This is a genomic window from Acetanaerobacterium sp. MSJ-12, from assembly GCF_018917875.1.
GTDB classification, from domain to species: Bacteria; Bacillota; Clostridia; order Oscillospirales; family Ruminococcaceae; genus Bittarella; species Bittarella massiliensis.
The window spans coordinates 66,304-79,820 of record NZ_JAHLPK010000009.1; the positions used below are offsets into that span (position 1 = coordinate 66,304).

Genomic DNA, 13,517 nt, shown 5'->3' on the forward strand with positions numbered 1-13,517 from the left:
TTGCCTGTCGGCATTGTCAAGAAAAAGGGAAGCTGTCTGTACAATTTTCACAACTTTTTTTGAAAGCGGGCTTGCAAGGGGTTTCCGGGTTGGACAAACGGCGCGGCGGGTGTCATACTTGCAAAAAAGGCCGGCCCCTGCGGCCGGCGAAGGAGGAGTGAAAACGGTGAAACAGGTCTGTTTCAAAAACGCCAACATCGTGGACGTCTTGGAGGGCCGCTGCTTTGCCGGCGACGTGCTGGTGGAGGACGGCAGGATCGCCGCGGTCGGGGAGGTGGGCCCCCTGCCCGAGGGCTGCCAGGTGGTGGAGATGGGCGGCCAGTACCTGGCCCCCGGCGCCTTCAACTGCCACACCCACATCACCATCAGCAGCGACGCCGACATGGGCCTCATCGGCGGCAGCGACGCCCGGCTGACCCTGCTGGCCATCAAGAGCTTGCAGGGCTTTCTCAAGGCGGGGGTCACCTTCATCCGGGACGTGGGCGGCTACTCGGGCATCGACATCCTGCTGCGCGACGAGATCCGCGCCGGGCGGGTGCAGGGGCCGGACATGCTCGCCTGCGGCCGCTGCATCTGCATCACCGGCGGGCACAGCTGGACCCTCTGCGGCCTGCAGGCCGACGGGGCGGAGGAGATGCGCAAGGCCACCCGGGACCAGCTGCGGGCCGGGGCCGACTGGATCAAGGTCATCGCCACCGGCGGCATCATGACCAAGGGGGTGGAGCCCGGCGCCCAGCAGATGGATCTCGAGGAGATGGAGGCCGTGGTCAGAGAGGCCCACAAGTGCGGGGCCAAGGTCTGCTCCCACGCCCAGGGGGCCTCGGGCATCCGCGACTCGGTGCGGGCGGGCATCGACTCCATCGAGCACGGCTGTTACCTGGACGGGGAGACCATCGGCCGGATGGTGGAGCAGGGCACCTGGTTTTGCCCCACCCTGGCGGCCAGCCACTTCATCCTCTACGGCGACAGCCCGGTCAAACAGCCCGACTACGTCATCCGCAAGACCAAAGAGGTCATCGACTCCCACATCCGCTCCTTCAAAGACGCCTACGCCGCCGGGGTCAAGATCTGCATGGGGACCGACGCGGGCACCCCGTCCAACCCGCCGGAAAACAGCTGCAGCGAGTACGTGCTGATGGTGGAAAAGGGCGGCCTCACCCCCCTCGAGGCGCTGCGCATCGGCACCATCGAGTCGGCCAAACTCTGCGGGGTGGAGGACAGCCTGGGCTCCATCACCCCGGGCAAGCGGGCCTGCTTTGCCGTCTACCGGGACGACCCGCTGCAAACCATCGCCACCGTCACCGACAACCGGATGACCATCAAGGACGGGGAGATCGTCTACCGGGCCTAGCGCCGGGGAAAAGCGTCCCTCTCAGGGGGCGGAGCGAGGGGCTCCGCCCCCTTTTTTATACAGGGCGGGGGGTCGACAGGCGGGGGGAGAGAGGACACCCTATGTGTACTTTTTGCGGTCGACCCGCCCGCCATGGGAGAAAGGGAAAAACAGGTGATCGCCCGCCGGGGCATCCAGCCGCCCGGCTGCGCCGCGCTGGGCCGCGTCGCCGTCGATACCCGGAAGACTGGCCAGTTCACAGGGAGCTCAAAAGGGGCCGACCGCTTCGGGCAGAGCTACCTGCTCTCCTGCCCGCTGCGGCAGAGCTACACCTGTGTGGCCCTGCGGGAGAGCCGGCCGGCGGGGGTCATTGTGGGGGCCGACTGCCGCAAGGGCAGGAAGCGGTGGCACGGGGGGACTTCCCTTCGCGCCCTCCGCCACGCCGTCCCCCTCCTCTTCGACCGCTCCTTCCGCAGGGGGAACGGGGAGTGGTCGGGCCACGGCTAGACCCTGGCCGCCCTGCACCGGTCGGTCGGCTGCCCCTTTGGCGCCGAGCTCTCCCTCTTCCCCGTGGACGAGAGCTGCCGCGGCCGGGACATCGGCAACCAGCTCTACCGACATTTGGGGGAGCACTCTGCCGGCGGGGGGATCGAGCGCTTCTGCGCCCACACCGACACCGGCTGCAACCACCGCTTTTGCGGGGCGCAGGGGCTGCAAAAGCTGGCCGAGGCCGCGACCGAATTCTCCTGCGCCGGGGTCGAAAAGGTGACCGCCTTTGTCTGCGGGCAGAAAAAATGGGGTCGCCTGCACAAAATACCCCCTTCTTTTTTGACGAAAGTTGCAATTGGTAAAGCGAAAGGCCTTGACAGGGGACCAGGGCTTTGCTATACTCAATGTAAAGAAAAACACTTTACACGCTGATGGCCCAGTGCCGGGCCTCCGGCGTGTCTTTTTGAGAGGGGGGAGCGGCCCGTGTCCAAAAATTTGGAGATCGCCCTGCTGTGCGACTTTTACGGGGAGCTGCTCACCGAGAAGCAGCGCGACTGCATCGTCCTCTACTACGACCAGGACCTCTCCCTGGGCGAGATCGCCGAGAACACCGGCATCACCCGCCAGGGGGTGCGCGACTCCATCAAGAGGGGGGAGGCCACCCTGCTGGAGATGGAGGAGAAGCTGGGCCTCTGCCGCCGCTACCGCCAGATGTACCAGGGGCTGGAGCGGATCACCCAGGAGGCCAAGAACATCTCGCTGCTCAACGACAACTACAACTCCTCCGCCGAGATCGAGCGGTCGGTCAAGGCGATACTGGAGACCGTCAAAGAGATCGGCGAATAGGGGAAAGGGGGAAACACCGTGGCCTTTGAAGGACTGTCTGAAAAGCTGTCCGCCGCCTTTAAAAAGCTGAAGCAGAAGGGCAAGCTGGGGGAGAAGGACGTCAAGACCGCCATGCGGGAGGTCCGCCTGGCCCTGCTGGAGGCGGACGTCAACTACAAGGTCGCCAAGCAGTTTGTGGACGCGGTGACCGAGCGGGCGGTGGGCGCCGCCGTCTTTGAGAGTTTGACCCCGGCCCAGCAGGTCATCAAGATCGTCCACGAAGAGCTCATCTCCCTCATGGGGGGGGAGGTCAGCCGGCTGCACATCCCCTCCAAGCCGCCCTGCGTCATTATGATGTGCGGCCTGCAGGGCTCGGGCAAGACCACCCACTCGGGCAAGCTGGGCAAGCTGCTCAAAAGCCAGGGGCACCGCCCGCTGCTGGTGGCCTGCGACGTCTACCGCCCGGCGGCCATCAAACAGCTGCAGGTGGTGGGCGAACAGGCCGGGGTCCCGGTCTTTGAGATGGGGCAGGGCGACCCGGTGGAGATCGCCAAAAAGGCCCTGGCCCACGCCAAGGACTACGGCAACGACATCGTCATCCTCGACACCGCCGGCCGGCTGCACATCGACGAGGCCCTGATGGCCGAGTTGGCCGCCATCAAGGCGGCGGTCGGGCCCGACGAGATCTTGCTGGTCATCGACTCCATGACCGGCCAGGACGCCGTCTCGGTGGCCGAGAGCTTCAACCAATTGCTGGAGATCACCGGCGTGGTGCTCACCAAACTCGACGGCGACACCCGGGGCGGCGCGGCCCTCTCGGTCAAGGCGGTCACCGGCAAGCCCATCAAGTTTTCGGGCACCGGCGAGAAGCTGGACGACCTGGAGCCCTTCTACCCCGACCGGATGGCCTCCCGCATCCTGGGGATGGGGGACGTGCTCACCTTCATCGAAAAGGCCCAGACCCAGTTCGACGAAAAGCAGCAAAAGGCCATGGAGGAGAAGTTCCGCAAGAACAAGTTCGATTTGGAGGACATGCTCGTCCAGCTCGACCAGATGCGGAACATGGGCAGCCTGCAGCAGATCGTGAGCATGCTCCCCGGGGGGATCGGAAACAAGCTCAGCGGGGCCGACCTGGACGACCGCCAGATGGACCAGGTGCGGGCCATCATCTGCTCCATGACCCCGGCCGAGCGGGCCAAGCCCAAGCTCATCAACCCCAGCCGCAAGCGGCGCATCGCCGCCGGCAGCGGCACCCGGGTGGAGGACGTCAACCGCCTGCTCAAGCAGTTCGAGACCATGAGCAAGCTGATGAAGCAGTTCAGCCGCCCCGGCAAGCGGCGGCGGATGATGCCCTTTATGTAACCCTTTTGTAACCTCATGTAACCCCTGTGTAACTTTTTTATTGGTAGATTCCGGCCCGGGAGACCGGCCGGTGCTATAAAAGAGCGCGGCCTTGCAGCCGCCGACCCCATTTATTGCACAGCAATAAAGAGAACAACATCATTGGAGGAATTGTATCATGGCAGTAAAAATCAGACTGCGCCGGATGGGCGCCAAGAAAGCCCCCTTTTACCGCATCGTCGTGGCCGACTCCCGCTACCCCCGCGGCGGCCGCTTCATTGAGGAGCTGGGCTACTACGACCCGACCAAAGACCCCAAAGTGGTGAAGATCGACATGGAGAAGGCCCAGAAGTGGATCGCCAACGGCGCCCAGCCCACCGACACCGTCAAGAGCCTGCTCAAACAGCAGAGCGCTGAGTAATTTTGCCCGAGGAGGTCTGTGGCATGGAAGAACTGCTCATCACCCTGGTGACCGGCCTGGTCGAGGACAAGGCCGCCGTCCAGGTGCAGAAGGACGAGCCCAATGAAGAGGGCGTCACCGTCTACCACATCCACGTGGCGGCCGACGACATGGGCCGGGTCATCGGCAAGCAGGGGCGGATCGCCAAAGCCATTCGCACTGTGATGCGGGCGGCCGCTGTTCGCGTCGGCGAAAAGGTCCAGGTGGACATCGACTAGGGAACTTCACACCGTAGGGAAAGCGAGGGCGACTTTGCTTTCCCTACTGCCTTTATGGGGCCGCCTCTGGTGCGGCCGAGGGAGGACGAGATGAAACAGGATTTGGAAGTGGGGAAGATCGTCACCACCCACGGGGTGCGCGGCGAGGTGCGCATTCAGCCCTGGTGCGATTCGCCGGACTTTCTGCTGGGCTTTGAGCGGCTCTTCACCGAGGGCCGGGCCGAGACCCTGCAAATCGAGCGCAGCCGGGTGCACAAAAACGTGGTGGTCTGCAAGTTCGAGGGGATCGACACGGTGGAGCAGGCCACCCGCTACATCGGCAAGGTCCTCTACATGGACCGGGGCGACGTGCAGCTGCCCGAGGGCAGCTTTTTCGTGCAGGACCTGGTGGGCCTGACGGTGAAGGACGCCGACACTGGCGAATGCTACGGCACCCTCTGCGAGGTCAGCCAGACCGGGGCCAACGACGTCTACCACATTGAAAAAGAGGGGCGCGTCACCCTGATCCCCGCCATCAAAGAGGTGGTGCTGACCATCGACCTGGCCGCCGGGGAGATGCGCATCCGCCCGCTGGAGGGGCTGTTTGAATGATGACGATCGACATCGCCACCATCTTCCCCGAGATGGTGATGGCCGTTTTGGGGGAGTCGATCATCGGCCGGGCCATGGCCGACGGGCTGGTGGACATCCGCTGCCACAACATCCGCGACTACACCCTGGACAAGCACGGCCGGGTGGACGACTACCCCTACGGCGGGGGGATGGGGATGGTGATGCAGCCCGAGCCCATCTTCCGCTGCTTTGAGGCGGTCTGCGCCCAGCGGGGGGGCCGGCCCAAGGCGGTCTACATGTCGCCCCAGGGGCGGGTCCTCACCCAGCAGGTGAGCCGGGAGTACGCGGGGGAGGGGTCCCTCTTTGTCCTCTGCGGGCACTACGAGGGGGTGGACCAGCGGGTCCTCGACGAGATCGTCGACGAGGAGATCTCCCTGGGGGACTTTGTCCTCACCGGGGGGGAGATCGCCGCCATGGCCTTTGTGGACTCGGTGGTGCGGCTGTGCCCGGGGGTCCTCTCCAGCGAGGACTGCTTCACCGAGGAGAGCCACTGGAACGGGCTGCTGGAGTACCCCCAGTACACCCGCCCGCCGGTCTGGCAGGGCAGGGAGGTGCCGCCGGTCCTCCTCTCGGGGCACCACGCCAACATCCAGCGCTACCGGCGGGAGGAAGCCCTGCGCAACACCTGGAAAAAGCGCCCCGACATGCTACAAACAGCCCCCCTGGACGGGGCGGACCGGGCCTTTTTAGAGGCCCTGGAAGCGCCCGGCGGGGAGTGGGAGGAGACGGTATGATCGGCACCCTGATCAACGTGGGCACGGTGCTGTTGGGCACCGGCGTCGGCTTCCTCTGCAAAAAGGGGATCCCCCAGCGCATCGAGGACGCGGTGATGAAGACCATGGGGCTGGCGGTCGTCCTCATCGGCCTCACCGGCACCCTGGGCGCCATGGGCCGGGTGGAGGGGGGCGCGGTCTCCTTCGACGGGGGGCTGCTCCTCCTAGTCAGCCTGGTGCTGGGGGTCCTGGCAGGGGAACTGCTGAAGATCGACGACCGGCTGGGCCGGTTCGGCGGCTTTGTGGAGCGCAAACTCAAGATCAAGGGCTTTGCCCAGGGGTTCGTGCCGGCGGCGGTCATCTTCTGCGTGGGGGCCATGGCCATCCTCGGGGCGCTGGAGGAGGGGCTCACCGGCGACTACAGCATCCTCCTGGTCAAGAGCACCCTCGACCTGGTCTCGGCGGCGGTCCTCACCGCCTCCCTGGGGCCCAGCGTGGGCTTTGCCGCCCTGGCGGTCCTCCTCTACCAGGGGGCGCTGACCCTGGGGGCCGGGGCCCTGGCCCCCCTGATGACCGACGCCCTCATGGGGCAGATCTCCATGGTGGGCAACGCCATCATCCTGGTCATCGGCATCAACTTCCTCTTTGGCGAGCGGATCAAAACGGCCAATTTGCTGCCCGCCATCTTTGTACCGCCACTGTACAACCTGCTGATGATGTTTATAAAAATGTAGAAATGTTGTACAAAGCCCGTCGCCGGGAAAGTGGCGGTATTATCGCAAAAGCAGAAAATCCCCTCTAGCTGCTGACAAATCCCATGGGGATTGCTATAATGAGGTCGTTTGAAAATCGCAGTGTATCCAAAATGTCCCGGCACACGGCCGGGGGAAGTCAGCCACACCGCCCCAAGACAAGCGGGGGCAGAATTTACGGACAAGGAGTCTATCGCTATGTTTGTGAAAGATGTTGTTGTAGAAAACCAGGTCGGTCTGCACGCTCGCCCGGCCACCTTCTTTATTCAGAAGGCCAACGAGTTCAAGTCCTCCATCTGGGTCGAGAAGGACGAGCGCCGGGTCAACGCCAAAAGCCTGCTGGGCGTCCTCTCCCTGGGGATCGTGGGGGACACCGCCATCCGCATCCTGGCCGACGGCAGCGACGAGCAGCAGGCCGTTGAGGCCCTGGTGGCCCTGGTGGAGTCTGGCTTTAAAGAGTAGGCATTTGGGATATGCGATCGGGCGCCGCCGGGCCTTTCCGGCTGCGCCTTTTTTGCGTCTTTGCAGAGCGGGAGGAGGAGCGCCATGACACTGGAACAGCTGCGGCAGAAATCCCATCAGCTGCCCCTGGAGCCGGGGGTCTACATCATGAAGGACAAGACCGGCAAGGTCATCTATGTGGGCAAGGCCAAAAAGCTGAAAAACCGGGTTTCCAGCTACTTCATGGCGGTGGAGAGCCACCTGCCCAAGGTCTACCAGATGGTGATGCACGTCAACGACTTCGACTTCATCGTCACCCAGAGCGAGTTCGAGGCCCTGGTGCTGGAGTGCAGCCTCATCAAGCAGTACAGCCCCAAGTACAACATCCTCTTGAAGGACGACAAGGGCTACCACTACATCAAAATCACCCCCGGCGACTGGCCCGACATCCAGGCCGCCAAGCAGAAGATCGACGACGGCAGCACCTACATCGGCCCCTACACCAGCTCCTTCATCGTCACCCAGAGCGTGGAGCTGGCCAAAAAGGCCTTTCTGCTGCCCAGCTGCAAAAAGCGCTTCCCCCAGGACATCGGCCGGGAGCGGCCCTGTCTCAACTACCACATCAAGCAGTGCTGCGGGGTCTGCACCGGCAAGATCAGCCAGGCCCAGTACCGGGAGATGGTGGACCGGGCCATCGCCTACATCACCACCGGGGCCGACAAGATCATCAAAGACCTGCAATCGGAGATGCAGCGATACAGCGAGAACCTGGAATTCGAGAAGGCCGCCGCCGTGCGGGACCAGCTGCAGTCGCTGCAGCGGCTAAACGAGCGGCAGAAGGTGGTCTTTGAGAGCAAGGTGGACATGGACGCCATCGCCCTGGCCAAGGGGGAGGGAAAGGTCTGCGTGGTGGTCCTCAAGTTCCGCCAGGGCCGCCTCTCCGACAAGGACGAGTACCTTTTAAAGGACGACGGCGCCCCCACCGACATCCTCAACGAATTTGTGGCCCGCTACTACACCACCCGCGCCGACCTGCCCAAGGAGGTGCTGCTGGAGCTGGAACTGCCCGACCGCCCCCTCATCGAGCAGCTGCTGAGCGAGCGGCGGGGGAGCAAGGCCGAACTGCTTCTCCCCCAGCGGGGGGAGAAGCTGCGGCTGGTGAAGATGGCCTACGACAACGCGGTCACCGGCATCTCCTACCGCAGCCGCCGCCCGGCGCGGGAGATCGCCGCCCTGGACGAGCTGGCCAAACTGCTGGGGCTGGAAGAACCCCCCGCCTATATCGAGAGTTATGACATCTCCAATCTGGGGGAAAGCTACAAGGTGTGCGGGATGGTGGTCTTCAAGGACGGCCGCCCCTACCGCCGGGCCTACAAGCGCTTCAAGATCCAGACGGTGGTGGGGCAGGACGACTACTCCTCCATGAAAGAGGCCCTCACCCGCCGGCTGACCCGGCTGAAAAACGGCGACGCCGACGAGGGCTTTGCCACCACCCCCGACCTGATCCTCCTCGACGGCGGCAAGGGGCACGTCTCGGCCATCCGCCCCCTGGTGGCCGAGATGGGGCTGCAGATCCCGGTGTTCGGGATGGTCAAGGACCAGAAGCACCGCACCCGGGCCATCGCCCTGGACGGTTCGGAGGTGGCCCTCTCCTCCTTCAAGGCGGCCTTCAAGCTGGTCACCACCATCCAGGACGAGGTGCACCGCTACGCCATCTCCTACCAGCGCAAGCTGCACAAGAACTCGGCCCTCAAGTCGGAGCTGACCAACATCCCCGGGGTGGGGGAAAAGCGGGCCAAACAGCTGCTGGGGGCCTTTCAGTCGCTGGAGGAGATCTCCCTGGCGCCGGTGCAGGTGCTGATGGACCGGGGCAAGCTGCCCAAGAGCGCCGCCCTGGCCGTCTACAACTACTTCAATGGGAAGTAGTGCCAGCCCCTGCAAAGGCTGTCGAAAAAACTTGACAACCCCTTTCCCATTCGGGATAATATGAACAGTAACAGGAGAGAGCGGACCACCGGGCGCGCCCGGGCCGTCCGCACGAGGAATCTGCCATGAGAGTCATTACCGGAACGGCCCGGGGCGTCAAGCTGGAGACGGTCCCCGGGCAGGATGTCCGCCCCACCGCCGACCGGGTGAAGGAGGGGCTGTTCAGCGCCATCCACTTTGAGCTGCCCGGCCGCACCGCCCTCGACCTCTTTGCTGGCTCCGGCCAGCTGGGGATCGAGGCCCTCAGCCGGGGGGCCAGCCTCTGCGTCTTTGTGGACCAGGACCGCCGCAGCCAAGAGGTGATCAAGCGCAACGTCCAGGCCGCCAAGGTGGCCGAGCGGGCCCGCATCCTGCAGGCCGACGCCCTGGCCTACCTGGCCCGCTGCCGGGAGCGCTTTGACTTCGTCTTTGTCGACCCCCCCTACCACTGCGGCCAGTACGGCGAGATCCTCGCCGCCCTGGCGCCGGTGCTGGCCCCCGGCGGCAAGGTGCTGGTGGAGGGCGAGCGGGACCTGCCCTTGGAGGAGAGCTACGGCCTCCTCCTCAAACAGAAGAGCTACCGCTACGGCAAGACGGTCATCTCCCTCTACCAGAAGGGGGAGGAGTAGATGCGCACCGCCCTCTGCCCCGGCAGTTTCGACCCCATCACCAAGGGCCACCTGGACATCATCCTGCGGGCCTCCCGCCTCTTTGACCGGGTGGTGGTGCTGGTCTCGGTCAACCCCGACAAGCGCACCGCCTTCTCGGTGGAGGAGCGGGTGGAGCTGATCCGGGCGGTCACCGGCGACCTGGCAAATGTCGAGGTGGACGCCTACCAGGGGCTGCTGGTGGACTACGCCCGGCAGGTGGGGGCCACCGCCTCCATCCGCGGCCTGCGGGCCGTCAGCGACTTTGAGTACGAATTTCAGATGGCCCTGGCCAACAAAAAGCTCGACCCCCAGCTGGAGACCATCTTCCTCAACACCAATTCCAAGTACATGTACCTCAGTTCCAGCCTGGTCAAGCAGATCGCGGCCTTTGGCGGCGACATCGACGACTTTGTCCCCCAGGCGATCATCGAGCCCATCAAACAGCGGTTGAGTAAAGGAGTGTCAAAATGAACATCGACGAGATTTTGGATTTGCTGGACGAGGCCCTGGAGGATGCCTGGACCCTGCCCCTCTCCGGCGGCCGCCGGGTGGTGGACATTGAGAAGATGCGGGAGCTGACCGACGACATCCGCCTCAACCTGCCGGCCGAGGTGCGCCAGGCCAAGGCCATTGTCAACGACCGGGCCGAGATCATCTCCACCGCCAAGAAGGAGGCGGCCTCCATCGTCAAAAAGGCCGAGGACAAGGCCCGCGCCATCGTCAACCAGGACGACCTGACCAAGGCCGCCCAGCAGAAGGCGGCCGAGATCATCAGCCAGGCCCAGATGCAGGCCCGGGAGATGCGGCAGGCCGCCACCGAGTTTGCCGACAACCTGATGAAGAGCACCGAGCAGTTCCTGGTGGCCTCGATGGAGGAGGTCAAGGAGACCCGCGCCAAGCTGCGGGGCCGCAAGAAATAGCGCCTGTTCTGCCTGCGTTCGCGCCGCGGGGGACCCAATCGGTCCCCCGCGGCGCTTTTTTTGCGGGCCGGGGGCGGTCTGCCGGACCGGCGGGGATGGCGCGGTCGCGCGGAGGAGCGCCCTGCCGGTGCCAACCGCCCCTCCCGCTGTGGTCGGGAGAGGGAGGAGGGGGACGATCGCCCTTTCCGTCTGCGGCAACTTCTGCCGGGGGGCAAACACCCATTTGGAGGGGGAGCCGTCTTTGCTTTTCCAATCCCACCCGCGGGGAAGGGGGTGGAGCGCCGCCGTGCGGAGGGCATCCCGCCGGTGCCGGGCGGTGGCGGTGTGGAGAGGAGAAGGGGGAATCCTCCTCTGAACAGCCGTCTTTGTGCGCTTTTGCGGCAAACCGCTTTTGGGGGAGAAGGCGGTCCAGGGGGAGAAATATGCCCTGTGTTTTCCGGGCGCGCCCAGCCAGGGAAAAAGAGGGGCAGCTCTCGGACGCCCGCGCAGTCCCCTTTCTCCCGGCCAAGGGGACGCTCAATCCTGGCAAAGGGGGCGCTCAATGCCCCTGTTGCCTCTCTAAAAAAGGAGAGACCTCCTCCTCCTCCTCCCACCGGCGACCCCTCCCTCCACTTTCCCCCACCGCCCGAGGGAGAGAGGAAAGGACTGGAAAAGCGCGCACAAAAAAGAGAAGTTGTTCTGTCGTTTTTGTGAAAAACAACCTGAAAAAACGGCGGTTAAGGAAACAATTGGAAATGTAAACATTCCAAAAAAACGAGCCCGGCCCTTGATTTTTGAGGGGACGGGCCCTATAATAGGTTCAAGTGGTGAAAAGTGGTGGAAAAAGGCACGAAACACCACAAAGGGGGTGAGGAGATGCTCATCGGGGAGTACAGCCACAACATCGATCCCAAGGGGCGGATGATCTTTCCGGCCCGGCTGCGGGACGATTTAGGGGTGCGCTTTGTGGTGACCAAGAGCCTGGGCGACGCCTGTCTGGCCGCCTATTCCTACGAAGAGTGGAACCTCCTCGCCGAAAAAATCAAGGGTCTGCCCATGTCCAAGGCCCGGCCCTTCCAGCGCATCCTCTTTGCGGGCGCGGTGGAGTGCGAGCCGGACAAGCAGGGGCGGATCCTCCTGCCCGCGGCCCTGCGGGAATACGCCGGGCTGGAAAAGGACGTGGTGGTGGTCGGCGCCTCCAACCACGCCGAGATCTGGGACAAGTCCCGCTGGGATGCGGAGTGCGCCAAACTCGATTCCGACGACATCGCCGGGATCATGGACGAGCTGGGCTTCTAGCCCGCAGAGGGGGGAGAGAGCCGGTGGAATTTTCCCACAAACCGGTGCTGCTGGGGGAGTGCCTGGAGAACCTGGCCATCGACCCCGCCGGCATCTACCTGGACGGCACGGCCGGCGGCGCCGGCCACTCGCGGGAGATCGCCAAGCGGCTCACGACCGGCCGGCTCATCGCCCTGGACAAGGACCCCGACGCGGTCAAGACCGCCAGCGCGCGGCTGGCCCCCTACCCCTGCGCCCAGGTGGTGCAGGAGGACTTTAAAAACGCCGCCCCCGCCCTGGACGAGCTGGGCATCAAGGCCATCGACGGCGCCCTGCTGGACCTGGGGGTCTCCTCCCACCAGCTGGACACCCCCGAGCGGGGGTTTTCCTACCGGGCGGACGCCCCGCTGGACATGCGGATGAGCCAGTCCGGCCTCTCGGCTTACGACGTGGTCAACGGCTATTCCCCCGAAGAACTGACCCGCATCCTCTTCGCCTACGGCGAGGAGAAGTACGCCCGGCAGATCGCCCGCAAGATCGAGCGGCTCCGGGAACAGCACCCCATTGAAACCACCGCCCAGCTGGTGGAAGCGGTCAAGTCGGCCCTCCCACCCGCGGTGCGGCGAAAAGAGAAAAACCCTGCCCGGCAGACCTTTCAGGCCATCCGCATCGAGGTCAACGGGGAGTTTGAGAGCCTGGCCGCCGGGATGGAGGCCATCTTTGACCGGCTGGCCCCGGGCGGGCGCTTCTGCGTCATCACCTTCCACTCCCTGGAGGACCGGATGGTGAAGCGCCAGTTTGCCAGTTGGACGGTGGGCTGTACCTGCCCGCCCGACTTTCCCGTCTGCGTCTGCGGCAAGAAGCCGCGGGGCAGGCTGATTTACAAGAAACCCATCACCGCCACCCCGGAAGAGCTGGCCGAGAACCCGCGCAGCCACAGCGCCAAGTTGCGGGTCATCGAAAAGCTGCCGGAGGCGGGCGGGCCCATTCCCACAGAGAGAGGATGAAGTGATCGTGCGAAACACCAGCGAGGCGCAGGCCTACGACCTGTCGCTCTTTGAAAACCGGGAGCCCCGGATGCGGGTCATCAAGAACGAGAAGCCCCTGCCCCAGAAAAAGAGCACCCCGGCGGCCAAGATCCTGCTGGCAGCGGTGATCGTCATCCTCGCGGGGATGATGCTCTACTCCCGGGTGCAGTTGGTGGAGCTGGGGGACGACCTGCGGGCGGCCAAGACCGAACTGGAGAGCACCCGGAGCGAGACCACCCGGCTGAACATGCAGGTGGAGAGCAAGATGTCCCTCGCCCACGTGGAGGAATACGCCCAGAACACCCTGGGGCTGGTCAAGGTGGACAACCAGCAGGTCGAGTACGTCAGTCTCAACCAGGAGAACAAGGTCTATGTGGCCAAAAACGACTCCCCGGCCAAGGGCATCCTGGGGACCATCGGCAGCAAAATAAAGGAATACCTGGGCCTTTAATCCAATAGGAATGAGTTGAGAGGGTTGAGAGAAAATCTTGACCCTTTTTTTGGCAAAGGGGGCAG

The 13,517-nt window shown here is 64.3% G+C and carries 17 protein-coding genes; all 17 read left to right on the top strand.

The window, feature by feature from the left end:
• Nucleotides 1–166: 166 nt before the first annotated feature.
• The gene (locus KQI11_RS10575) at nt 167–1,351 is read left to right on the top strand and encodes a metal-dependent hydrolase family protein (protein WP_216402090.1); all 1,185 of its coding nucleotides are present in this window, start codon (nt 167–169) and stop codon (nt 1,349–1,351) included.
• 153 nt (nt 1,352–1,504) lie between these two features.
• On the top strand, nt 1,505–1,837 hold the full coding sequence (locus tag KQI11_RS10580; RefSeq protein ID WP_216402091.1) for a hypothetical protein: 333 nt from the start codon (nt 1,505–1,507) through the stop codon (nt 1,835–1,837).
• Between the two features lie 465 nt (nt 1,838–2,302).
• On the top strand, nt 2,303–2,665 hold the full coding sequence (gene ylxM / locus KQI11_RS10585; RefSeq protein ID WP_059003921.1) for a YlxM family DNA-binding protein: 363 nt from the start codon (nt 2,303–2,305) through the stop codon (nt 2,663–2,665).
• 18 nt (nt 2,666–2,683) lie between these two features.
• Nucleotides 2,684–4,006: a signal recognition particle protein gene (ffh, locus tag KQI11_RS10590; RefSeq protein WP_185916595.1), complete on the top strand. Its 1,323-nt coding sequence runs from the start codon at nt 2,684–2,686 to the stop codon at nt 4,004–4,006.
• 157 nt (nt 4,007–4,163) lie between these two features.
• Nucleotides 4,164–4,406 (top strand): 30S ribosomal protein S16, encoded by a 243-nt coding sequence (rpsP, locus tag KQI11_RS10595; RefSeq protein ID WP_021661151.1) that lies wholly within the window; start codon nt 4,164–4,166, stop codon nt 4,404–4,406.
• Between the two features lie 23 nt (nt 4,407–4,429).
• A complete protein-coding gene (locus tag KQI11_RS10600; RefSeq protein WP_059003917.1) occupies nt 4,430–4,663 on the top strand; it encodes a KH domain-containing protein in 234 nt (77 codons plus the stop codon).
• Between the two features lie 90 nt (nt 4,664–4,753).
• Nucleotides 4,754–5,254 (top strand): ribosome maturation factor RimM, encoded by a 501-nt coding sequence (gene rimM / locus KQI11_RS10605; protein WP_216402092.1) that lies wholly within the window; start codon nt 4,754–4,756, stop codon nt 5,252–5,254.
• Nucleotides 5,254–6,009: a tRNA (guanosine(37)-N1)-methyltransferase TrmD gene (trmD, locus tag KQI11_RS10610; RefSeq protein WP_216402128.1), complete on the top strand. Its 756-nt coding sequence runs from the start codon at nt 5,254–5,256 to the stop codon at nt 6,007–6,009. Before rimM ends, trmD begins: the two co-directional genes overlap by 1 nt.
• The gene (locus tag KQI11_RS10615) at nt 6,006–6,722 is read left to right on the top strand and encodes a DUF554 domain-containing protein (protein WP_216402093.1); all 717 of its coding nucleotides are present in this window, start codon (nt 6,006–6,008) and stop codon (nt 6,720–6,722) included. The genes trmD and KQI11_RS10615 overlap by 4 nt, the downstream gene beginning before the upstream one ends.
• Nucleotides 6,723–6,938: 216 nt before the next feature.
• Nucleotides 6,939–7,202, top strand: coding sequence for an HPr family phosphocarrier protein (locus tag KQI11_RS10620; RefSeq protein ID WP_021661156.1), 264 nt, complete (start codon nt 6,939–6,941; stop codon nt 7,200–7,202).
• Nucleotides 7,203–7,286: 84 nt separating this feature from the next.
• Nucleotides 7,287–9,107 carry an excinuclease ABC subunit UvrC gene (gene uvrC / locus KQI11_RS10625; RefSeq protein ID WP_216402094.1) on the top strand — a complete coding sequence of 607 codons (1,821 nt, stop codon included), beginning with the start codon at nt 7,287–7,289 and terminating at the stop codon, nt 9,105–9,107.
• A 125-nt stretch (nt 9,108–9,232) separates the two neighbouring features.
• Nucleotides 9,233–9,775: a 16S rRNA (guanine(966)-N(2))-methyltransferase RsmD gene (rsmD, locus tag KQI11_RS10630; RefSeq protein ID WP_021661159.1), complete on the top strand. Its 543-nt coding sequence runs from the start codon at nt 9,233–9,235 to the stop codon at nt 9,773–9,775.
• Nucleotides 9,776–10,267 (top strand): pantetheine-phosphate adenylyltransferase, encoded by a 492-nt coding sequence (coaD, locus tag KQI11_RS10635; protein WP_021661160.1) that lies wholly within the window; start codon nt 9,776–9,778, stop codon nt 10,265–10,267. It begins immediately after the preceding gene.
• Nucleotides 10,264–10,716: an ATP synthase subunit B family protein gene (locus KQI11_RS10640; RefSeq protein WP_216402095.1), complete on the top strand. Its 453-nt coding sequence runs from the start codon at nt 10,264–10,266 to the stop codon at nt 10,714–10,716. The genes coaD and KQI11_RS10640 overlap by 4 nt, the downstream gene beginning before the upstream one ends.
• A gap of 855 nt (nt 10,717–11,571) precedes the next feature.
• Complete coding sequence (mraZ, locus tag KQI11_RS10645; RefSeq protein ID WP_021661164.1) at nt 11,572–11,994, top strand: division/cell wall cluster transcriptional repressor MraZ; 423 nt, start codon at nt 11,572–11,574, stop codon at nt 11,992–11,994.
• Between the two features lie 23 nt (nt 11,995–12,017).
• Nucleotides 12,018–12,980, top strand: coding sequence for a 16S rRNA (cytosine(1402)-N(4))-methyltransferase RsmH (gene rsmH, locus KQI11_RS10650; RefSeq protein ID WP_216402096.1), 963 nt, complete (start codon nt 12,018–12,020; stop codon nt 12,978–12,980).
• A 1-nt stretch (nt 12,981) separates the two neighbouring features.
• The gene (locus KQI11_RS10655; RefSeq protein ID WP_185916603.1) at nt 12,982–13,452 is read left to right on the top strand and encodes a hypothetical protein; all 471 of its coding nucleotides are present in this window, start codon (nt 12,982–12,984) and stop codon (nt 13,450–13,452) included.
• The last annotated feature ends 65 nt before the right edge of the window (nt 13,453–13,517 follow it).